Below are 21,780 nucleotides of genomic sequence, written 5' to 3'. Positions count from 1 at the left end.
CCCACCCGGCCTTTCTGACCCAGCAGGATCCTCATTCTCCCTGATCCCCATGAGAAATCAGACTACCTTTGGGGCGGGAAGACCGCCGCCAGGGTCGGCGTGGTCAGCCGTTGAAAACGGTGTGCAGCAGCGGGTCGTTGAGCGTATCGCGGCCCCCGAGGTCCGCGATCTCGAACAGCACCGCGGTACCCGCGGCCGTGTACCCGAGCCGCTCGATGAGCTTGTGCGCCGCGGCGAGGGTGCCGCCCGTTGCGAGCACGTCGTCGATCAGGAGCACGCGGCTGCCCCGCGGGAAGTCGTCGTGCGCCTCCACCATCGCAACCCCGTACTCGAGCGAGTAATCGACCGCCGCCGCCGGACGGGGCAGCTTGCCCGCCTTCCGGATCGGCATCAGGCCGGCGTTCGCGGTGTACGCCGCAGCGCTCGCGAACAGGAAGCCTCGCGCCTCGAGCCCGGCGACCACGTCGAAGGTGCCGAGGAACGGCGCAATGAGCGCGTCGACAGTTGCGCGGAACGCCCGCGCATCGGCCAGCAGCGGCGTGATGTCGCGGAACAGAATGCCCTGCGAGGGAAAGTCATCCACCTCGCGGATCAGGGATTCCGCCCGTGCCAGTTCGGGAGTGAGTTCGGGGATCAGCGGAAGGTCGAGCTGGTTCTCGGTCGAGTTCGATGCCACCGGACCAGGGTACCCCGGCGCGTTCGGGGGCGTGATCGAACTCGCGGGTTCCGAGATGTGAGCGCGTCCGCGCGCGGGCTCGGGAGTGCGCGCAGACGCGCCCGGGACGCAGCGCCCAGGCGGCCCCGATTTTCATTTTGGGGACCGCTCGTGTAATGTCTTTCTGGTTGGGAAACCAACGTGCGCCCCTAGCTCAGCTGGATAGAGCATCTGACTACGGATCAGAAGGTCGGGGGTTCGAATCCCTCGGGGCGCGCAGATCTGAAACCCCCGTCGCGACAGCGGCGGGGGTTTTCTCGTTCCCCGTGTCGCACCTCGTCCGCGACTCGAAGGCGATCGGGGCGCGCTCGCGATCGCCAAAAGCGGCGCACGCAAGCCCTCGCTTCCGGCGCCGTAAAAGCTTCATGAACTGCAGTTCAGCGCGCGCAATTCGTTACACGTGCAGCGCTACTGAACGACAACTGCTGCACTGGTCCCCCAACGTCCCGAAAATATTTACATTCAGTGGGAAATTACTTACTGTTAGCTTGATCGACCAGGGATTTTGCCATTTCGAGAGCCCCGGAACCCGATCTCAGGGTCGCTCTCTGAGCGCCCGAGAGGCGGCCCCTCCCCGTTTCGCTCTGTCCCCACGTTCCCTCACAAGAAACGCGCAATGAGACTCTTTTCGATCGATCGTCCACGCCCTCTCCGGGTTGGGATTCTCGCCCTCGCCCTTCTTCTCGCCCTCATGCTCGGGGTCACTCCTTTCTCACCCTCCTCACCCGCTCAGGCCGCGACCACTTACCAACTCGCTGCCGAGTGGGCTTCGGAGCCGCCCCAGCCCGTCGCGGCGGGGACGGTCGTCAGTGCCGAAATACGCCTCAGCATCAATGACGACGCAGCGGCGCCGGGGAACGAGGCCGTGGCGGACAATATCGTCACGATCTCCGCGCAGAACGGCCGTTTCACCACGCTGCCCGCGGAGTGTCGCACCGATCAGGCCGTCGGGTCTTCCCTGAGTGCCGACCGCAGGAGCCTCTCCTGCAACCTCGGCGGGCAGGTGCAAGGCACCGCCATCGTCCTCGGCGTCCCCGTCACAGCCGACGGCCCGGACCAGTCCAAGCTCCGCCTTACTGCGAAGGTCGGCGACGCTACGGCGACCACGCCGGACCTCACCCTCACCGCAAAATTCACCCAGGACATGTCCTGGACGAACCCGACGACTTGGTCTGAGGACCTCGACGGCACGAAGCGTCGGGCCGCGTTCAACTGGACACTCTCGACGGGGAATGGGTCTCCCGCCGGACCGGATTCGCTCACCTACACAATCCCACCCACCGCGGCGAGCATGCAGGTCACGGATCTCGCGTGCGCTCCCTCGGACATGAAAGAGGGCGGGCAATCATCGCTTTCCGGTCACCCGGTGAGCGCCGAGGTCTTCCGCGACGGCACCCCTGTTCCGAGCGATCGGCGCGCGCCCTACGTCTCGAACTGCTCCGTCTCTGTTGCGAAGACGCCAGGTGGCCAGCAGGTCATCACTCTCACGATCAGCGGTATTGATTACAGCAAGCAGCAGGTCCCGACGAAGTCGGCGTCGGGAGTCAACCTCCCGACGGATCGGCAGGCCGTCGCCACGGGCGTGGTCCTCTTCACGGTAGATCTCGGCCAGAACTCATCGGGAACCGTCGGGTTCCCCTCTGTCGCCTCCCCCGCATATCAATCCGGCGGGCTCTCCGCCACCGATGAGACACCGAACAACTCCGCGACGCGCACGTTCACGCGCGCTGGCAACTGGTACGCACGCTGGGGAAACTCAACGAACACCGGAAACATCGTGCGCGCTCCCGGCCAGATATGGAGCTTCTTCACGATCGCAACCAACTTCCGCGCGCACTATTCGTACCCGCTGGCACCATACGACGAGCACACCTTCGGCATGTGCAACGTCCTCGACACGCGAAATGCCAAGTTCACCGGGACCAACACCGTCGTCGGCCTGAAGAATGCGAACTCGGAGACGCCCATCACCTCCGGGATCACCTACGCCTACTACACCGGCTCGGATGCTCGCCTGAATCCCGCGAGCGGCGCAGCGTACAACCCGCGAGGCTTCCTGTGTTACGACGACCCGAGCGGATGGTCGACCACGGCGCCCGCCGACTGGTCAACCGTGAAGGCGGTCCGAGCGATCTATCGCGACTCCGACATGATCGCTCTCGGGGTCGCCAATACGGTCCTCCACACGCAGGTTCGGGTCGATTCTGACGCCGTCACGGACGGCAGTCAGGGCGTCTGGATGGTCGGCCAGAACCTCTCCCCCTATGGCTGGGGAAACGGCGGCACGACGCTGCCTTCGATGCCGCACGATGCGCTCTACTCGACGGGCTCGACCACGAGCGATTTCATGCGGATCGCGGCGGTCACCACGACAAATGCCGTCACCACGGACAGCGCGATCATCCGACCGGGAACCCCTCTCGGAGTGACCGCGGCTTACAGCCTCAACTCCTCTGAGCTCGGCGGCGACGCCTGGGGCGGTGCGGTGCTCGTGAGGCTTCCCGTTGGTCTGGAGTACAAGCCGGGATCCGCGCTCTCTGAGCCCACGATCGAGATCGACGCTCAAGGCCGACAGATCCTGACCTGGCAGCTCGAAACCACGCAGATCAATACGACCAGGGCAATCGACTTCCAGGCGCTCCCGAAAGCGCCGCTCACCCCGGGGACGACGCTCAAGATCGATAGCAACACGCAGTACCCTGGTGCGCCGACCGCGTCGAGCCAGGCGAGTGTCGTGGTGACGAACGTCGGCGCCACCACGATCGGGAAGTCCACCACACAGGCCCTCGTCACGCTTCCAGAGAACGGCGGCGAGGCGACCGCCGCATGGTCGGTCACCGTGAAATCAACGGATCTCAAGGAGCAGAAGTTCACTGACGTCATCGATGTGCTCCCCTCCGACGGCGATGCGCGCGGATCGTCGTTCACTGGGTCTTTCTCCGTGGACGTGACCTCGAACGAGGGGACCGTCTATTACACGGATGCCACCCCAGATGAGATCCGGACCGACCCTGCCGATCCCTCGAATGGCTCGGCAGGCGATGTCACCGGAAACACGATCGGCTGGTCGACGACGAAGCCGACGAAAGTCACAGGTGTTCGGGTCATCGCGGGAACTCTCGCCTCAGGGGCGATGCGGACCTTCGACGTGCACCTCACCGTGGACGGGGCTCACCCTGGCGACGTCTACTACAACCGCGCCGACGGGCGATCCGAGCACACCCGACTCGTGATGAGCACGAGTTCCGCAGTGCGCGTCGCTGACGACTACGCGGCCGAACTCGTCAAGGAGGTGCAGCGGGCCGACGGCACGTGGGCCGACGCCGACACCGTCGAGAGCTATCCGACGGTCACCGCGGGACAGTCGCTCCGATTCCGGATCACGATCCGGAATGCTGGCAGCGGCGAGCTCACCGATGTCGCCGTCACTGACGAGCGATTCCCCGCGGGAGATTTCGCAGTCGAGAAACTCGCTCGCGGAGCCTCGAAGACGCACGAGTTCACGGTCTCCACGACCCCGTCCGATGTCGGAACGATCATCAACACCGCCACCGCCACGGCAAGCGGGAATGGCACGGTGGTCCTGATCGATCCCGAATCGGCCGGTGTCGTCGTCAAAAAGGCCGGGGGCAACCCCGACCCGGGCGGAGACCCCGTGGATCCGCAGCACCCCGAGAATCCGGGAACCCCGGCTGGACCGGGCGCGAAGAACCCGGAAACCGAGCTGCCCGTCACCGGCACCTCGACGCCATCGCCGTGGCTGCCCGCCGCCGCGTTGCTGCTCCTCGCAGGGGCCGCGGGACTCCTGGGAGCGCGCAGACGCGCGAGCCACGACTGAGGCCATCGATTCCGGGGCGGACCACCACTGGTCCGCCCCGGAATCCTTCCGGATCCTCGGAACTCCCTCACGTGGTCGCGTAACGCGGGTGTTCGAGTGAAGCTGGCGACTTGATCCCGCGCGAAGTGCGACGCTGTTCGCGCCGGGCCAGCCCGACTAAGCGTGCGTGTGTGCGAGTGTGCGAGTGTGCGAGTGTGCGAGCTCATGTTCGCTGCGTTCCTCGGCGACCGCGTGCAAAATTTGGCACAGAATTACCGGAAGTGCCTTCCGATCACGAGGTCGATTCAACTGCGGTGCTACCGATGTCTGGATTGCCCCCGATCTGCTCTCACTTAATTCGCTCGAACGAACCGTTTATACTTAATCAACCGATGTTTTCGCACCCCGGCCGCGCGTCGGATAACCCAGCTTTCGTCCGGGGACACAAGGGCAGCAACGACCTGCATTCGATCTCGAAAGGTACGCTTCAGTGGCAATCCAGTTCGATGACGCCGCAGCTGACCAGCTCATCCGCGCGCTCACCCACGCCGACGACACGCTTCGGGGCCAGAGCCTTTTCCGGAGCAGCGCGTCGGCGAATGCGCTCGACGAGTTCACAGGCGCCTACGGAGATCTCTTTCGCGTCGCCGTCGAGATCGAGAAGCACGGTCGCGCAGACCTCGCCCGCGCGCTCCACGACCTTTCCGAGTCGATCGACGATGCCAAGCGCAAAGCCAAAGAAGAGCGGGACCGCCGCAAGAAGCTGAGCGAGTGGACGACGCGGGAGAGCGACCGCGAACGCCGGCGCCGGAGCGGTGACGTGGGCGAGAACCTCATCGCCAACATCGAGTCCAGTCGAGACCCGGAGCCTTCCGACCCTCCCGTCGCAGCGCCGACGATCTCCGCCTCATTCTCGGTGAAGCCCCGATACCGCACTGCCGGGGCGGCCTTGCCGGGCAAGTCATCGGCAGACCCCACACGACTCAACGGCTATGTGGCGCAGAGTCGCACGAGCAATTCCGAGATGGAGGCGGAGCTCTCGAGCGTGAAGAACGCGTGGTCCAGCTTCACCGGTTCGTGCTCCTGGGTGCGGATCGAATCCACGACCTTCCTCACCGGATTCCAGGAATTGTTGGATGAGAACCGGCAGGATGCCGAGTGGATCGATGGCGTTGCCGCCGCCTTTGAGGCCGCCGGTGGCGGGAAGCTCTCAAACCGGGTCCTCGACCTCACGCAGTCGCCAGAGAAACCGCTCCCCGAGGCGGAACTGCTCAACGCACTCGAGGAACTGAAGGAAAACGAGATCGTGGCCTTCTTCGCGGCCAACCCCTCCGCGAAGCATCGGCTGCAAGACATTGACCCGGCCACGGTTCACTCCTGGTGGCAGCGTATGAACCCGGCCAAAGGATCGGACAGTCGGTTTTCGGCGCAGCAGCAGCTCCTCCTCGATGCGTTCCCGGAGGTTATGGGCAATCTTGAGGGCGTCGCGTATGGCGCGCGTGACTACGCGAACCGGCGGGCCCTGACGGCAGAACTCAAGAACGTGCGCGCCGAGATCGAGGAATTGCGGGCGGGCGGGTCGAACACCGAGAAGCTCGAAACACAGTTACGGGCTTTGGAAAACGTCGAGAAGTCGCTCAGAAACCCTCAGAATAGTGAGTCACGTTTCCTCATCTCGTTGACCCAGGATCAGCCGCCGCTCGCCGCCGTGTCTATCGGCGATCTCGACACAGCCTCGAAGGTCAGCTACGCCGCCCCAGGGATGGGAACCGACACCACTGGGATGATGGGCTGGACGAACGCCGCGCAGAACCTACACCGGCTCCTCCCGAGAGGTAGCGCCGTCGTGGCCTGGATCGGCTACGAAACGCCGCCCGTTCCTGAGGTAATGAATCTTGATCTGGGAGTCCTCGACTCGGATCGGGCCGTCGCCGGAGGAAACCGCCTCGCTGCGACGCTCCGAGGGCTCACCGCCACGCGCGGAGAATCGATGCCGCAGCTTGACATCGTCGCGCACTCATACGGGACAACTACCGCAGCCGTCTCGCTCACCCTGCCAGGGGCGAAGGTCGACAACTTCATTACTCTCGGCTCAGCGGGCCTGCCCGACAACATCACACGGGCGGACCATCTCCAAGCAACACACGTGTATTCGGGCCACGCGCGCGATCGAATGGCAATCGATCCCGAGTCTGGGGACGAGTGGGCGTGGGTGGGACGCGATTTCAGTGCGAACCATCACGTCAACCCGATGCTTCCCGACTTCGGAGGACAACCGTTCGGCGTCGACACGGGTGGTGACGCGGGCGATCCCGTTGTCGGACACGATCCACTCATCGTAGGCGGGGGCGGGTACTTTGATGAACGCACAGAATCACTCGCGAACATTGCCCGGATCATCGGAGGAGATACCGATCTCCTGACAAACTATGTACCTCTGGGTCCGACCAACTTGCAAGAAGGAATGCGGGAGAGTGTCAAGGTCAGGTAGAAAGCTCAGCCGAATCGGAACAACTCTCACGGCGATCGTCCTCACGCTTGGGGCTTTCGCCGCCTGCTCAGCGAAACCGGAGGAACCAATGATGACGGCACGCGAGGGGCGCGACGCCGTCGTAGGTTTCGTGAAGGACTCATCCACAAAGCTCGACATCACCGGATGGTGGTCTCGTGGTACCGCATACGCTGCCCCGTGCGAGAACGACCCAGACAATTCAAGCCAATACACCTACGACTATTGGGCCCCGAGGGGCCAAGACCCTGTGGGAGATGCGCAACGGATCGCCAAATACTGGGAGTCTCTGGGGATGAAAGTCCGCACGACCGGAAAAGAAAGCAAAACTCCGACCGTGTACGGGACAGGGGGGCCGGTGCTAAGAGCAGACTTCGACACTCAGGCGGCCGAGGAGTCCTACAGAATGGGCGCAATCGCTCCATGTTCCCCCGGTGACTACTCGGTTTTCAACAAGGAAGACGACGACGCGCGCAACCGCGGCGAGGTCCTCCCCGGCGACGACGTCATGGTCCCCGAGTCAAAGATCGGCGAGAAATTCGACGAACACCTGAGGCTCGCGAAGAAGAAGACCACGACCGCTCCGTGAAGGATATCCAAGGTTCGATCTTCACATCACGAGCAACGGCGCGGCCCGCTCACCGGCACGCCCGCAGGGGCGCACCTCTGTTGGCCTCGGCGCTGGCGATCTGCATGCTGATCGGGTGTTCGGCGAAACAGGAGGAACCAAAGATGACTGCACGCGAGGGCCGCGACACGGTCGTGGGTTTCGTGAAGGACTCTTCTGCACAGCTCGACATCACCGGGTGGTGGTCCCGCGGCACCGCATACGCCGCCCCCTGCTCCAGCGACCCGGACAACGCGAGCCAGTACCAATACGACCACTGGGCACCTGCCAGTGCGGACAAGATGCAGGACGCCGAGCGGATAGCTGGCTACTGGAAAACGCTCGGAATGAACGTCAAGATCGTCGGCGAAGACACCGGCAGCCCCTTGTGATTGCGAAGGGTGGTCCGGTGCTCCAAGCAAGCTTCGACACCGGTGCTGCCGAGGAGTCCTACCGCATCGGGGCTGTCGCCCCATGCTCCCCCGGCGACTACTCGGTGCTGAACGAGGAAGATGACGACGCGCGCAACCGCGGCGAGGTCCTCCCCGGCGACGACGTCATGGTCCCCGAGTCAAAGGTCGGCGAGAAATTCGACGAACACCTGAGGCTCGCGAAGAAGAAGACCACGACCGCTCCGTAAAAGGATCCGGGGCCTAGCCAGGCGTTCGATACTGCGTCGCGCGGCTCACGGGTTTTTCCAGGCGCGGCGTCCGGACCTGCACCGCGCGGATCGCGGGTCACGCAGGGCCTGCCCGCTCGGGTCGCTCGACCGACACCCGGCCGCCCGACCGCCCGGCCGTCCGGCCGTCCGACCGCCCGACCACTGTGCGCTCGCCCACGGTTCGGCCCGGATCCGGTGCGAAATATCACTGGATTGAGGCATACGCCCCTGACAGGCTGGAGGGGAGCATCGACCGCTCCCCTCTGTCCGCGGCGGTGCGGAACGAGACGAGGATCCATGCCGACCGAACCCCACGACGACGCATCGTTCGACCTGATTGAGGCCAGTATCGGGGATGTGCTCGGGGCGTTGGCCGCGGGCACGATCACGAGTACCTGGCTGACGGAGCGGTTCCTCGCCCGGGCAGAGGCGTATGATCGCGGGCCGGGGGGCCTGAACGCGATCGTGGTGCCCAATCCTGACGCGCTCGCGCAGGCGGCAGAGTCGGATCGGCGCTGGGCGGCGGGCACGGCCCGCCCGCTCGAGGGGGTCCCGTTCACGGTGAAAGACTCGTACATGGTGGAGGGGCTGACGGTCGCGTCCGGGTCGCCGGCGTTCGAGCACCTCGTCGCCCAGTGGGACGCGTTCTCGGTCGCGAAGCTGCGCGAGGCGGGCGCGGTCCTGATCGGGAAGACGAACATGCCCCCGATGGCGGACGGCGGGATGCAGCGTGGCGTGTACGGCCGCGCAGAAAGCCCCTACAACCGTGACTTCCTCGCGGCCGCGTTCGCGTCGGGATCGTCGAACGGGTCTGGCGTGTCGACGGCCGCGAACCTGGCCGTGTTCGGGATGGGTGAGGAGACGGTGTCCTCGGGCCGCAGCCCGGCCTCGAATAATGGGCTGTGCGCGTACACGCCGTCGTGGGGGATCCTGTCGATTCGCGGGAACTGGCCCCTGTTCCCGGCCCGTGACGTGGTGGTGCCGCACACGCGGTCGATGCCGGACATGCTGCGCCTGCTGGACGTGCTCGTGCAGGACGACCCGATCCGGCGCGGCGATTTCTGGCGCAACCAGGACGTTATCGCGCTCCCGAAGCCCAGCGAGCACCGGCCGGAAAGCTATCTCGCGCTGCAAGACCCCGACGCGCTCCGCGGGAAACGCTTCGCCGTCCCCCGCATGTACCTCGGCGAAGACCCCTCCTACCCGGTTCGGATGCGCCAGTCCGTCATCGACCTGTTCGCGGCCGCGCGCGCGAGGCTCGAGGCGCTCGGAGCCGAAGTGGTGGAGACCGATTTCCCCCTGATCGAGCGCTACGAGGGCGATCGCCCCGGCCAGAAATTCATCGGCGAGCTCGGAGACCTGCCGAGCGACTGGTCGGAGATCGAGTTCTCCGAGTTCCTCGCCTTCGGCTGGGACGATTTCCTCCGCGCCAACGGGGATCCCGAGATCCCGAATCTCGGCGTCGTCGATTCGACGCGGATCTATCCGACGCCGCCCGGATCCCTCCCGGACCGCTATGAGCGGGTCGGCGATCACGACGACCGCTTCCGAGCGGTGGTGGAGCGTGCCCGCGCCGGCCTCGGCGACCCGCGCGAGCACCCCGAGTTCACGCGCGGGCTCCGCGCCATCGTCGCACTGCGCGAGGAGCTCGTGGAGCGCTGGCTCGACGCGGGCGGCTTCGACGGGATCGTGTTTCCCGCGAACGGCGATGTGGGGCCCGCCGACGCCGACGTCAACGCCGCATCGGCGGACATCGCCTGGTCCAACGGCGTGTTCTTCTCCAACGGCAACTATGCGCTGCGCCACGTCGGCCTCCCCACCGTGACCGTGCCGATGGGGACGATGGCGGACATCGGCATGCCGGTGGGCATCACCTTCGCCGGACGCGCGTACGCGGATCCCGAGCTGCTCGGCTACGCGGCCGCCTTCGAGTCCGGCGGATCCGGCAGCCTGCGCGAGGCGCCCGGATCGACGCCGGCGCTGCCCGGGGACCGGACCGGATAGGGCACTGGGCGAGACCGCACGCGGGTCAGCTCGCGATCAGGTCAACGCCGTCGCGGATCACGCGGAGCGGGGCCGGACGATCCACAACGAGTTGCGCGATGCTCTCCGCGGAAAATTCCAGGCGGGTCGGGGAGCTCTCGGTCACCGGGCCCGAGAGTTCCTCGATGCCGAGCATTTCTCCGCCGGCCGTCGAGGCAAGCCGGTAGGCGCGCTCCAGTTCAGCGTCGGTGATCGCACCCGTCCGGTACGCGAGCAGGTGCGCCCGATCGATCATGCTCCCGGTGCCGAAGGGACTCCAGGAGTCGCGCACGCCATCGGAGCCGGCAACGACGCGCACGCCATGCCGCTCGAGAAGATCGAGGTCCGGCACGGGATCGGGCCCGAGGGCGCAAGTCGCGATCCAGATCCCGGCATCAGCGACCGCGTCAAGCGTCGCTCCGAGACTGGGCAGGGAGGGGTCGCAGAGCGCGAAGGCGTGGCCGATCGTGACCCGCCCGTGTCGCCCCGATGCGACCGTGCGGCGCGCGATCTCGCGAATCTGTGCGAGACCGTCCTCGCCCCCGTCATGGAGGTGGATATCGAGGTCGCGGCCCCGCGCGTCGGCAAGGCCGAAGATCGCGTCGAGGTGCCCGTGGAGATCACCCTCGATCCCGCCGGGATCGATCCCGCCGACGAGATCGGCCCCGGCGTCGAGGGAGGCGGCCATCGCCTCGAGGGTGCCGGGGTTGGTGAGCAGCCCGAACTGAGGGAACGCGACGATCTGCACCGTGAGGCCGGGAAGTCGCTCTGCAGCGGCCCGCACGCCTTCGACATTCGCAATACCGAGCTCACTCGAAACATCGACGTGCGCGCGCATGGCGAGGGTGCCGCTGCGGCGGGCTTCGGAGAGCAGCGCGTATGCGCGCTCCTCGACACCGCGCGTGTACCCCGCCTGCGTCACGCGATCGTTGTCGATGAGCTGACGCAGGTCGGCTGCCGGGCGTCGCGACATCCACGGCCCTCCCCAGGAGGTCTTGTCCGGGTGAATGTGCCCGTCGACGAGCGCCGGAGCGACACTGCGGCGGAGGGAGTTCTCGGTGGGTTTCTCCGCCATTGGTGTGCCTTCCCGGTGTGCTTCTGAACCGGAAGCAGTTCCGATCCTCTTCGCGTGAAACCCACGATAGTCACTTTCGGACCGGCGCTTCCGGATCGGAGTGCGCGGGCCACGCGCCGCAGACACGCCAGGGCTCCGCACAGGCCCGAAATTGCCTGCGCGGTGTACGCCCCAGCGCTCGCCGAGCACGTCCTCCGAAGCGCGGCCGGTCGTCTCGCGCAAACGATCCTGATGGCGGGGGCAATGCCTGAATGACGACGGCCACAGCGCAGCGCGTCGGCGCGCTCCGCTGCCCGTCACCGAGCTCGAAGCACTTTCAGTACGCGCAGTTCGCTTGAAGCTTTTGCGGTCAAGATCGCCGTGCACCGATACGGTGCGCGAAGTTTCTCGCCCGGTCGCGGCGCTCCTGTCTGCGGCACCGACGGAGGTGTTTGATGACGGCAGTTCTGCGGCGACGCGGCATTGTTCTGCTCATCGCATCAGCACTGATCCTCAGCACCGCCGGCTGCGCGCAAGAGGCGGACACGGCCTGGAAGCCGCCCGCCGCCGCGGCAGCCGAGGGGGTCACGCTGCTCCCCGACGGGCAAGGAACGGACGGCACGAAGGCCGGCGGCGCGAACCCGGAGGCCGCGGGGCAGGTCGCGCCGGGCAGCACTGCGCACGCCAGCGCCTCCATGAATCCCTCGCAGCTCGGACTCGTGGGCGGCAGGCTCCGCAACGACTCACTCCATCTGCAAGCCCGCTACGCGCTCCTGCCCGGGGTACCGAAGTTCAACGAACGCGTGAACGAACTGCTGTGGGGAGCGATCAAAGCCACCGGCAAGCCATACGCCCCGCAGGCGTTCCCTGCGGGCGCCGGTCTCGGCGGTCGAGACTGCATCGCCGGATCGACGGAGTTGAACGCTGCCGACCTGCTGCTCCGCCCCGAGACGGGGCCGTTCGGTGGGACGGGGACCACGATCACCTGCAGCCTAATCGGCGCGTTCGGCCCGTATGTCGGGGTTCGATTCCGCACGGTCACGGGCGAGGCGACCCCGGCGAAGCCGGGCGCCGCCGGGCCGACCGCGAAGATCTCGAGTGATCGCACCGTGAGCCTGTACGCCAATGTGCGCACGGGCGAGGTCACGGACGATGCCTCGCGCTGGCAGGACTCCGCCCCTGCCGCGCTCTGGCGGGACGCCGTGAGCCTCCTGCGCGATCGCCTCGGGAGTCTCTCTCTCGCCGGGATCGCCGATCCGGACCGCGCCCAGCTCGATCTCGCCGCGAAAGCGCTGCGTTCCGCCGCGCCCGCGGCGGATGGGGGGTTCACCGTCTCGCTCCCCGCGGGCCTCGTCGCGCCCGAGCTTCGCGCGCTCGGCTCCGCGGCAACCTCGGTCGACACCGTCGTCCGGGTGCCAGCACAGGTCGCAACCGAGTGGGCCGCTCAATCGGTGAAGGATCGCATCGCGGCCGAGAATCAGCCCTTCGAGGGATTCAAGGAAGCGCCCTGGCAGACCCCGGTCGATTGTGCGCTGGTCCCCTGTGTCGCCCTCACCTACGACGACGGCCCCTCCGCGCACACGGGGCAGCTCCTCGACACGCTCCGCGACAAGCGCGCAGTCGCGACCTTCTTCATGCTCGGAAACGCGGCGAAAGGCGCGCCTGACCTGGTGCGTCGCGCGGCCAAGGAGGGCAATGAGATCGGGAGCCACACGATGACGCATCCGGATCTCACGACGATCAGCCCGGCCAACGCCGCTGCTCAGGTCAAGAATGCCGGGGCGGCTCTGAGCGAGATCTCCGGCCAGCCCGTCAACATCTACCGCCCACCGTACGGCGCGATCAACGGTCCCGCCCTCGAGGCGATCGGGTGGCCGGCGATCCTGTGGAGCATCGACACGAACGACTGGCGGAACCCCGGCCCAGACGCCCTCCTGGATCGCTGCGTCACCCCCGTCGCGCCGGGAGGGATCATTCTGTTCCACGACACCCATCCGGACTCCGTCACCACGGCTGGCCGTGTGATCGACGGCCTCCGCGATCGCGGCTTCACCCCCGTCACCGTGAGCCAGCTCTTCGGCGGCAACATTCCCTTCGGACGGGTGACGGGACGATGAAGCGAAGCCGGAAAGCGACGAGCCGGTCGGCGCTCGACGCCGTGCCTGGATCGGGGATACGACGCGGAGCAGCGGGCGCGAAATCCTCGGGTGAGCCCGTGCAGGCTCCGCAAGGGCCCCGTCCTCATGAGCCCCGGGCTGAGTCGCCAACGGACTCCCCGAAACGCACCTGGCTCATCCTCATCGCAACGGGCGCCGCACTCTCGATCGGCATTTTCGTTGCCGCGTACTTCCTCTTCTTCTTCCGCCCGACGACGATCGCGGATGGGGTGAAGCCCGCAACCGTCGGGTCCCAGCCGTTCGCGACCGTCGTCCCCGCGAAGGAATGGTCAGTCATCGGCGATGGCAGCGACGTCGTCGAACTCGTTTCCCCTGATCGCGGAATCACCGTCACCCTCACCCCCGAGCGCAACGGCAGCCAGCCGCTTGACACCGACGGTTCCACTGGCGGGGGAAAGGTGCACACCGAGAAGCTCGCGTCTCGCCTCTCGGTCTCGCATCGCGACACTGACGATCGCATCAGCGCCACGGTGGGCGACGGCCGAAGGGGCGTCCACGTGGAAACACGACTGGACAGCGCGCAAGCGAAGAAGCTTCAGCGCGACCTCGCGACATACCGGCCGGCGCTGACCGAGCTGATCGAGTCGATCCGGCTGAACTGAAGCCTTCGCGCGGTGCGTCACCGACCGCGCACCCCTGGGAGCGCCTCAGTGGGCCCTCAGCCAGCACACCCGGGTCTCGCAGAATCGCTCCGCACCGTCCCCGCACACCGCACCCGCAGCCGCGTGCCGCGCGCCGCGCGGGTCTGATTCGGGTGGGGGTCCGCTGGCCAATTGCCCCGGGAACATGATCAGGGGGTGCCCTCGGCTTCCCGAGTGCACCCCCTGATCTGGGTACCGCGGCGGCCGCCCGTTTCCGGGCGACCACCTCGGGGTTAGGCCCTCTGCTGCTTGCGGCGGCGGATCATCAGGACTCCACCGGCGGCGAGGAGCAGCGCGCCGATTCCGGCGACGCCCCAGAGGCTCTCGCCACCCGTGACCTCGAGGCCCGAAGCCGTCTGGTGCGTGGTCTCCGCAGGCGGCGGCGCGATGGGCGGCAGGCCCGGAGGCGTTGCCGTGCCCGTCACGACGTTGCGGATCTTCACGCCCGTGGCGTCATCGTTGATCCTGACCGTGTAGCTCAGCTCGACGCGCTCACCGATGGCGAGCTTGCCGTCCCATGTGAGGGTCGTGCCCGACAGCTTCGGAGCGGTGGCCTTCGTGTGGCCGCCGTCCTCGCCGACGATCACGGCCGAGGCCGCGTCGGACATCTTCGCGTGGTTGAGCACCTTCGACAGGTCATCCGTCAGGTTGACCGGGTCGAGGACGGTCGCGCCGGTGTTCGACCCCGTCACCGTGTACGTCACCGTCGAGCCCGGCTTCACCGTGGAACCCGACTTCGGATCGCTCGACTTCGTCACCGTGAACCCGGGGATCGGGTGCTCGGTCACGACCTCGGGTGGCGTGATCGGCGGCAGCTCCGGCGGGGTCGCTTCCGACTTCGCCCGGTTGTGGAGCGTCTTGCCCTCGAAACCGGCCTTCACCTGAACGGTGTAGGTGATCTCGACGCGCTCGCCCTTCTGCAGCGAACCATTCCAGGAGAGGTTGGTCCCGTTCACGTCAGGTGCCGTGGCCGGGGTCACACCCGTCTCCGAGATGATCTTCGCGGTCGGAGCCTGCTCCATCGTGGCGAACTCGAGGACGCCGGACATGTCGTCCGAGACGGTCACCGGATCGAGCACCGTCTGACCCGAGTTCACGCCGGTCAGCGTGTACGTGATCAGATCGCCGGCCTGAACCGCCGAGCCCGTGACCGGGTTCGCGTTCTTCGTGAACGTGTAACCGGGGGTCGGGTGCCAGGTCTCAACCTCGGGCGGGGTGATGGGCGGGCCGGTCGGCGGCGTTGCCGTCGACGAGGCGTGGTTGTTCACGATCACGCCGGTGGCGTCCTTGTTCAGGGTGACCGTGTACGTGATCTTGACCTCCTGGCCCGGCTTCAGCGAGCCGGTCCACCTCACGTCCGTACCGTTCACCTCGGGCGCCGGAACGTTGCTCTCACCGGCGATGGTCGCCTCGGGGGCGGTCGTCAGTTCGGCGTTGTTCAGCACCTTCGACAGGTCATCGTTGATGACGACCGGATCGAGATCCGTCTTCCCGGAGTTGGTGCCGGTCAGCGTGTAGGTGATCGTCTGGCCCGGGTTCACGGCCGTGCCCGACTTCGGGTCCGAGGTCTTCGCGAACTCGTACTTCGGCGTCGGATGCTCGGTTGTGACCTCCGGCGGGGTGATGGGCGGACCGGTCGGCGGCGTGGCCGTCGAGGAGGCGTGGTTGTTCAGGAGAACACCCCATGCGTCTTCGTTCAACTTCACCGTGTACGTGATCACCACGTTCTGACCCGGCTCGAGCGTGCCGCTCCAGCTGAGGTCGGTGCCGTTCAGGTTCACCGGCAGCGGGGTCGCCGCGGCGGGTGATCCGTCAGCTGCGTTCACGATGGCGACCGTCGGGTCGCCCTGAATCGCTGCGTTGTTCAGCACCTTCGACAGATCATCCGTGATGTTCACGGGATCGAGCACGGTCTTGCCCGAGTTCTTCCCCGTGAGGGTGTAGGTGATCGTGTCGTTCGGCTGGACCGCCGTGCCCGACTTCGGGTCCGAGGTCTTCGTGAACTCGTACTTCGGGGTCGGATGCTCGGTCTTCACGTCCGGGGGCGTGATGGGCGGACCGGTCGGCGGCGTCGCGGAGGAGGACGCGTGGTTCTCGAGGAGCACGCCCCACGCGTCATCGTTCAGCGTCACCGTGTAGGTGATCGTCACCGTCTCGCCCGGCTTGAGGGCGCCGTTCCAGTCGAGGCTCGTGCCCGACTGGATGGGATCCGTCGCGGGTGCGCCGTTGATCGTGGCGGCCGGAGCCGTCGTGATCGTGGCGTTGTCCAGCACCTTCGACAGGTCGTCGTGAATGACGACCGGGTCGAGATCCGTCTTGCCCGAGTTGGTCCCCGTCAGCGTGTAGGTGATCGTGTCACCCGGCTGGACAGCGGTTCCCGTCGCGGGATCGGCGGTTTTGGCGAACTCGTACTTCGGCGTCGGGTGCTCCGTCGTCACATCCGGGGGCGTGATCGGCGGCAGCAGCGGCGGCGTCGCGTCCGACGAGGCGTGGTTCTCGAGGAGAACGCCCCAGGCATCGGACTTCACCTTCACCGTGTAGCTGATGGTGACCGTCTGCTTCGGATCGAGTTTGCCGGTCCAGTTCAGCGTCGTTCCGTTCAGCGCGGGATCCGGAACCGGAACCACGAGGCCACCCGTGACCGAGATGGTCGGCTGACCGACCAGATCGGCATGGTTCAGCACCTTCGACAGGTCATCCGTGATGTTGACCGGGTCGAGCACAGTAGCGCCCGTGTTCGTCCCCGTCAGCGTGTAGGTGATCGTGTCGCCCGGCTGGACGGCGGTGCCCGACTGGGGATCCGCGGTCTTGGTGAAGTCGTACCCGGGGATCGGGTGCTCGGTCACCACGTCCGGAGGCGTGATGGGCGGATCGTACGGCGGGGTCGCGGTGGACGAGGCGTGGTTATTCACGGTCTCGCCCTCATGGCCCGTGTTCACCGTCACCGTGTAGACGACCGTGACCTTCTGTCCGGGCTTCAGCGCACCCTTCCAGGAGAGCGCGGTGCCGCTCAGCTCCGCGGCGGGATTCGCAGCTGCGCCGTCGATCGTCGCCGTGGGGCCGTCGGTGAGCGTCGCGAACTCGAGCACCTTCGTGAGGTCATCGTTGATGACCACATCGAGCGGCGTCTTGCCCGTGTTCTCACCGGTCACGGTGTACGTGATGGTCGAACCGGCCTGAACGGCGGTGCCCGAGACCGGATCAGCGGTCTTCGTGAACTTGTACCCCGGGGGCGCCTTGAGCGCCATGTCCAGCGTGAAGTTCGTGAAGTCGTCGGTCGTGCCCGGCGTCACGGGCATGTTGCCCGTGTTGTCGTTCAGCGGCGCCTGGCCGTTGATCTTGTCGCCGTTGACCAGGGCCTTCAGCGTAAGCGCTCCGGTCTTGATCGAGCCGTCGCTCTGGGCTGCGCCATTGTGGTCACCGGCCTCGTTCACGTTGTTGTTCGGATCGGCCTGATAGCCCACCGTCTGCGCGACGTAGCCGGCGAGCGGACCACCCGGAGCGAGCTCCGAGGCCGGGATCACGGCGTAATAGCTGCCCTCGGGCAGATCGTTGACCACCCAGCGGCCGTCCTTGTTCGTCGTGACGTTGCCGCCCTTGACGATCTTTCCGGTCGCGTTGTCGTAGACCTCGACCTTGACTCCCTCGGGTGCCATGGTGTCGACACCCGGGGTGAACTTGCCGTCGTTGTTCGCGTCGAACCAGATCAGATCACCGATCGAGTATCCGAGAACGCGGACCATCACCTGGTTGGAGGTCAGCATCTGGTAGGTGCCGTTGTCCTTGAAGGTGTCGCTGAAGGCGGTGAAGCGGTTGACGTACAGGTCGCCCGCGGCGTTCTGATCCTGGTTCATCGTGAACTTGATCTGAAGGCCCGAGGTCGCACCCGCTGCGGTGCGCTCGAGCGGGTTCTTGGCGACGAACTTCCACGCGGTTGCATCGGTCGTGAAAGTCGTCGACCAGATTGACGGGTCCGTGTCCTTGTTCAGGTCCTGCGGGACCTTCGCCGGATCGATCGTCGTGTAATAGAACGTCCCCTCGGCGGGGGTGGCCCCGTCGAACAGGAACGCCTGCGGCGCCCCGCTGAGCTTCGACGTTCCGGAGTACTTCGAGGCCGGGTTGCGGTTCACGAGCGCGTCGTTCGTCGCGTCGCCGTTGTACGGCATAACGTCGATGATCGTCGGGGCCTGCACCCGCAGGGTCTCGGCGAAGTTCCGAACCTGGAGCGTGTAGACCTGATTCTTGTCCTGCACGTCGAGCGGCGCATCGACCGACTTCTTCAGTTGCAGCGAACCGGGCTGCGTGACAACGACCGTGTGATCGTCGAAGTGCGAGCTCTTGTTGTAGCTGACCCCATCCGCACGAATCTCGGTCTTGTTCACGAGGCTCGTGTTGTTCGGCAGGAGCGGGTCGATCCGCGTGACGACCTTGAACGGGCCGACCGGTTCGTTCGGAGTTCGCGTGCCCAAATTCCAGGTCAGCGTCGTGGTTCCGTCGGCGTTGGTGGTCGCGGTGCCGGGAGCCAGGTTGCCGGCGATCGCTGCGGTCGCGATCGCATCGTACTCGACGCCCTTGGGCAGCGTGTCGGTCACGACGACGTTCGGAACCGGCGCCGGCGACGGGTTCGTTGCCGTCAGAGTCGGATCGATCTGCCAGATCACCGGGGTGCCGGCCTTCGCCGAACCCGTTACTCCGACGTTCGATGCGCCCGTCGCGTCGACACCGTCGACCTTGCCGTTGATCGTGTGCTTCGTGATCGCCATCTGCGCTCGGACGAGCGACCAGCGGTCGCCCATGTTCGACGGCTTCCGGTCGGCCCAGTTCTGGCCCGAGGTGTTCCCAGCCCCGGGGATGAAACCGTTCTCTGGCACCCACTTCCCAAAGGAATCCGACTGCACGTTCGCGAAGTTCGCCGCGATCGTGAGCTCGGGGATCTGCTTGCCGTCGTTCGGCCCGCCGAAGAAGGTGTCCCGCTGCTGCAGGCCGAGCACCCAGATCAGCTGGGAGGAGGCCGGCTGCACGTAGCCCGGCTTCGCCTTCAGCCACACGGCGTTGACCGCGTCGATGCCGCCCGGGACCTGATCCGGCGAGTCGTACCAGGTGACATTCGGGTTCCCGCAGGCGATCCCGGTGCCGCTCGCAGCAGCGCGCTGCTTCGTCCAGTCGCCCTTCCAGCGGTTATGCGGATCGTCAAAAGTACCGGTGTTGGCCGAGTCGCCCGTGAGGTCGACGTGCGCGTACTTCGTGGTGAAGTTCGACTGGAACGCCTCCATCTTGGAGCGATCGACCTCACTCTGTCCCGGAGCGACCTGCGACACGGCCGAGTACGAGGAGTTCCAGATCGGATAGTTCGGGTTGTCGTTATCGCCCGGGATGTTCTTCAGCAGATCGAGCTTCATCATCGAGTTGTCGAAGACGTCGCAGGACTCGAAGTTCTTCATGTCGAGCTGCGCCTTCGTCGCGATCGACGAGGCGAAGGTCTGTCCCGGCTGGACCTGGCCGCTGCCGTCGCCCAGCGTGTTCGCCGATTCGGGGAGCGGAGCGTTACGGAACCAGTAGGTTCCGCGCGGGTTCGAGAGCACCTTGCCCCAGGAGCCCGGGCTGATCGTGAGGTCCGTGAGCGCCGCAACGTTGTTGCTCTGGCTGCCGTTCGGCACCTTGGCGCACTTGGTGTTCTGGTCGGATCCCGGTCCGGGCTGGCAGTAGCCGGGCTCGAAGCCCGATCCGTAGTTGCTCGCGCCGGAGATTCCATTCGGATCGAAGTCGCCGACCCGGTTGCCGATCTTCGCCGTGCCCGTGGCGTTGCCAGGGATGCCGTCCATCGCGTCGACCGCCTCGAAGGGCACGAAGATCTTGATGGCGTACGCGCCCACGTAGAACTTGTTCGCGGGAAGCTGCGTGCCCTCCTTCGACTTCGTCGGGAAACTCGCGCCCGAGGTGTCAATACCACTGAGTGTGATCAGGTATTTGCCTGTCTTGGGGTCACCCGTGCGCTGGAACGCGCAGGACCCGGAGTCGACGACGGAGTTGGACGCGTCGCTCTTGCCCTTGCCCGAGGTGTCCGGACCGCCGATCTTGCCGTAAACCGTGGTCCCGCCAGGGCCGACCGACGTGTTCCCCACGTCGGGTTCGCACGACACCATCTCCCACTCGAAGCCCGGCTGGAGCGTCGCCTTGCCGTCGTTGCTGGTCGCCCAGAACGAATCCTCGAAGGTAACCGGCTGCTTGAAGGCCTCGACGCCCGTTTTCCGATCCGTGCTGATCTGCACGGAGTACACGACCTCCCAGCCGAATTTCTTCTGGCCGTTCACCGTCTTCTCGCCGAGCTGCCACACCCACGGCCGCTGCTTCTCGAGGTCGTACCGGGGGGCGGCCGTAATCTCGAACGGGCCGAACTGGTGCGGGCCGTCGGGCCGCGCGGTCGTCACGCCCTCCGGCGTCGCGCCGTAGGTGCGGACCGAGGTGGTGAAGGTTGCGCCGTTCTGCGAGCTGCCCGAGACGAACACCTGCGAGTCGAGCGTCTTCTGGCCGACGTCGGAGCCCATGAGGCCGAGGTTGCACTTGAGGACCACCGAGGTCGTGCCAGCCGGCGGATCGACGCGGGGCTTCAGCACGGTGCCCGAGGGGAGGGCGGTGATGGTGCTGGTCGCCGCGTCGCAGCTCGTGGGGATCTGACCGAAAGTCGCGATCGCGCCGGGCCCGAGCGTGATCGTCTGCTCGAACCAGCTGGTGAAGTTCGACTTCGTGTCCTGCTCGGCGTTCGCGGTGACGGACCAGTTGTAGTTGATCACGTCGGAGGTCCTGACGCGATTGTTGCCTTCGCCACGGTCGAAACCGGGCTCGGTGTCGTTCCCGTCGAACGGTGCGGTGCCCGTGTAAATTGCCTTGCCGTCGTACCCGGCCGGATCGGCGAGCGCGATGACGTTGGTGGACCAGGTCGGATAGACGAGCGCGTTGAGCTTGAGGTCGTTGGCGTTCGCGGGGACATCGGCGACGGCGCGCTGCGGCTGTCCGGAGACGCGCGTGAAATCGTTGACGCCGGGGCTCGGCGTCGTCGGCGTCAGATAGGCGTTGCCGTTGACGCCCGCGGCATCGAGGGTCACCTTGAACGGCCCGGGCGAGGCCGAGTGGTCCACGTTCGCCGGGAAGCTCCAGTGCCCCTGGGCGTCGGTCGTGACCGTCCATCCCGGGTGGTCAGGATTCGTACCCCTGAGGGTGACCTTGACTCCCGCGAGCGGTGTGTCATTGGAGCCAGTGGCGCCCGAGTCGATGGCGTTGTTCTTGTTCGAGTCGACTACGACGACGCCCGAGGCGAGGTCTCCCGGCGCCGCGGTGGCGGCGGCCGTCGGTGCGACGACGAGGCCGAGCACCATGAGCGCGGCCATCGTCAGCGAGATCCCGCCCCTGCGCTTCGTCGAGGCATCGGGCCTCGGCTTCCCACGCAGGGAACTCTTCCGGACAGCGAAATTCATATTGGTTTCCCCCCATTAATGAACTGCATGAGATTACGCGAGAACCCCCGATGCCGGGTCGGCCCCAAACCTCCATCCCTGAACAGGAAGTTTGTTCCGCACCCG

At 66.2% G+C, this 21,780-nt stretch carries 12 protein-coding genes and 1 tRNA gene; 9 read left to right on the top strand and 4 right to left on the bottom strand.

The genetic code is table 11. The features are described 5' to 3' along the window. Nucleotides 1-103: 103 nt before the first annotated feature. Nucleotides 104-634 carry an adenine phosphoribosyltransferase gene (locus tag JD292_RS09015; protein ID WP_200132429.1) on the bottom strand — a complete coding sequence of 177 codons (531 nt, stop codon included), beginning with the start codon at nucleotides 632-634 and terminating at the stop codon, nucleotides 104-106. Nucleotides 635-858: 224 nt separating this feature from the next. Here JD292_RS09015 and JD292_RS09010 point away from each other — a divergent pair. Both JD292_RS09010 and JD292_RS09005 read left to right on the top strand, forming a co-directional pair. Next, a tRNA-Arg gene (locus JD292_RS09010) sits at nucleotides 859-932 on the top strand. Between the two features lie 399 nt (nucleotides 933-1,331). Next, a complete protein-coding gene (locus JD292_RS09005; protein WP_200132410.1) occupies nucleotides 1,332-4,553 on the top strand; it encodes a CLIPPER-2 domain-containing protein in 3,222 nt (1,073 codons plus the stop codon). A 466-nt stretch (nucleotides 4,554-5,019) separates the two neighbouring features. On the opposite strand, the gene JD292_RS09000 is transcribed toward JD292_RS09005, so the two are convergent. Further along, a complete protein-coding gene (locus JD292_RS09000) occupies nucleotides 5,020-5,229 on the bottom strand; it encodes a hypothetical protein (RefSeq protein WP_200132409.1) in 210 nt (69 codons plus the stop codon). A gap of 123 nt (nucleotides 5,230-5,352) precedes the next feature. On the opposite strand from JD292_RS09000, the gene JD292_RS12475 reads away from it, so the two are divergent. The 5 genes from JD292_RS12475 (at nucleotide 5,353) to JD292_RS08975 (ending at nucleotide 10,313) form a co-directional block, all read left to right on the top strand. Further along, a complete protein-coding gene (locus tag JD292_RS12475; RefSeq protein ID WP_200132408.1) occupies nucleotides 5,353-7,023 on the top strand; it encodes an alpha/beta hydrolase in 1,671 nt (556 codons plus the stop codon). A gap of 91 nt (nucleotides 7,024-7,114) precedes the next feature. Continuing rightward, the gene (locus JD292_RS08990) at nucleotides 7,115-7,630 is read left to right on the top strand and encodes a hypothetical protein (RefSeq protein WP_200132407.1); all 516 of its coding nucleotides are present in this window, start codon (nucleotides 7,115-7,117) and stop codon (nucleotides 7,628-7,630) included. A 143-nt stretch (nucleotides 7,631-7,773) separates the two neighbouring features. Further along, nucleotides 7,774-8,040 carry a hypothetical protein gene (locus JD292_RS08985; RefSeq protein ID WP_200132406.1) on the top strand — a complete coding sequence of 89 codons (267 nt, stop codon included), beginning with the start codon at nucleotides 7,774-7,776 and terminating at the stop codon, nucleotides 8,038-8,040. Nucleotides 8,041-8,057: 17 nt separating this feature from the next. Then, nucleotides 8,058-8,288 (top strand): hypothetical protein, encoded by a 231-nt coding sequence (locus JD292_RS08980; protein ID WP_200132405.1) that lies wholly within the window; start codon nucleotides 8,058-8,060, stop codon nucleotides 8,286-8,288. A gap of 318 nt (nucleotides 8,289-8,606) precedes the next feature. Continuing rightward, nucleotides 8,607-10,313, top strand: a complete 1,707-nt coding sequence (locus JD292_RS08975; protein WP_200132404.1) for an amidase — start codon at nucleotides 8,607-8,609, stop codon at nucleotides 10,311-10,313. A 25-nt stretch (nucleotides 10,314-10,338) separates the two neighbouring features. Here the strand turns inward: JD292_RS08975 and JD292_RS08970 are convergent, their stop codons facing one another. Next, complete coding sequence (locus JD292_RS08970; protein ID WP_200132403.1) at nucleotides 10,339-11,406, bottom strand: amidohydrolase family protein; 1,068 nt, start codon at nucleotides 11,404-11,406, stop codon at nucleotides 10,339-10,341. 434 nt (nucleotides 11,407-11,840) lie between these two features. Between JD292_RS08970 and JD292_RS08965 the strand changes: the two genes are divergently transcribed. Next, a complete protein-coding gene (locus tag JD292_RS08965; protein ID WP_200132402.1) occupies nucleotides 11,841-13,502 on the top strand; it encodes a polysaccharide deacetylase family protein in 1,662 nt (553 codons plus the stop codon). A gap of 98 nt (nucleotides 13,503-13,600) precedes the next feature. Next, nucleotides 13,601-14,164, top strand: a complete 564-nt coding sequence (locus tag JD292_RS08960; protein ID WP_200132401.1) for a hypothetical protein — start codon at nucleotides 13,601-13,603, stop codon at nucleotides 14,162-14,164. Nucleotides 14,165-14,436: 272 nt separating this feature from the next. On the opposite strand, the gene JD292_RS08955 is transcribed toward JD292_RS08960, so the two are convergent. After that, nucleotides 14,437-21,675, bottom strand: coding sequence for a DUF7927 domain-containing protein (locus tag JD292_RS08955; RefSeq protein ID WP_200132400.1), 7,239 nt, complete (start codon nucleotides 21,673-21,675; stop codon nucleotides 14,437-14,439). Nucleotides 21,676-21,780 lie beyond the last annotated feature (105 nt).

Origin of the sequence: Leucobacter edaphi, from assembly GCF_016522535.1 — a bacterium.
Taxonomy (GTDB): domain Bacteria; phylum Actinomycetota; class Actinomycetes; order Actinomycetales; family Microbacteriaceae; genus Leucobacter; species Leucobacter edaphi.
The sequence above is the reverse complement of the archived record's forward strand: the minus strand, read 5'-3'. Positions and strand labels throughout refer to the sequence as shown.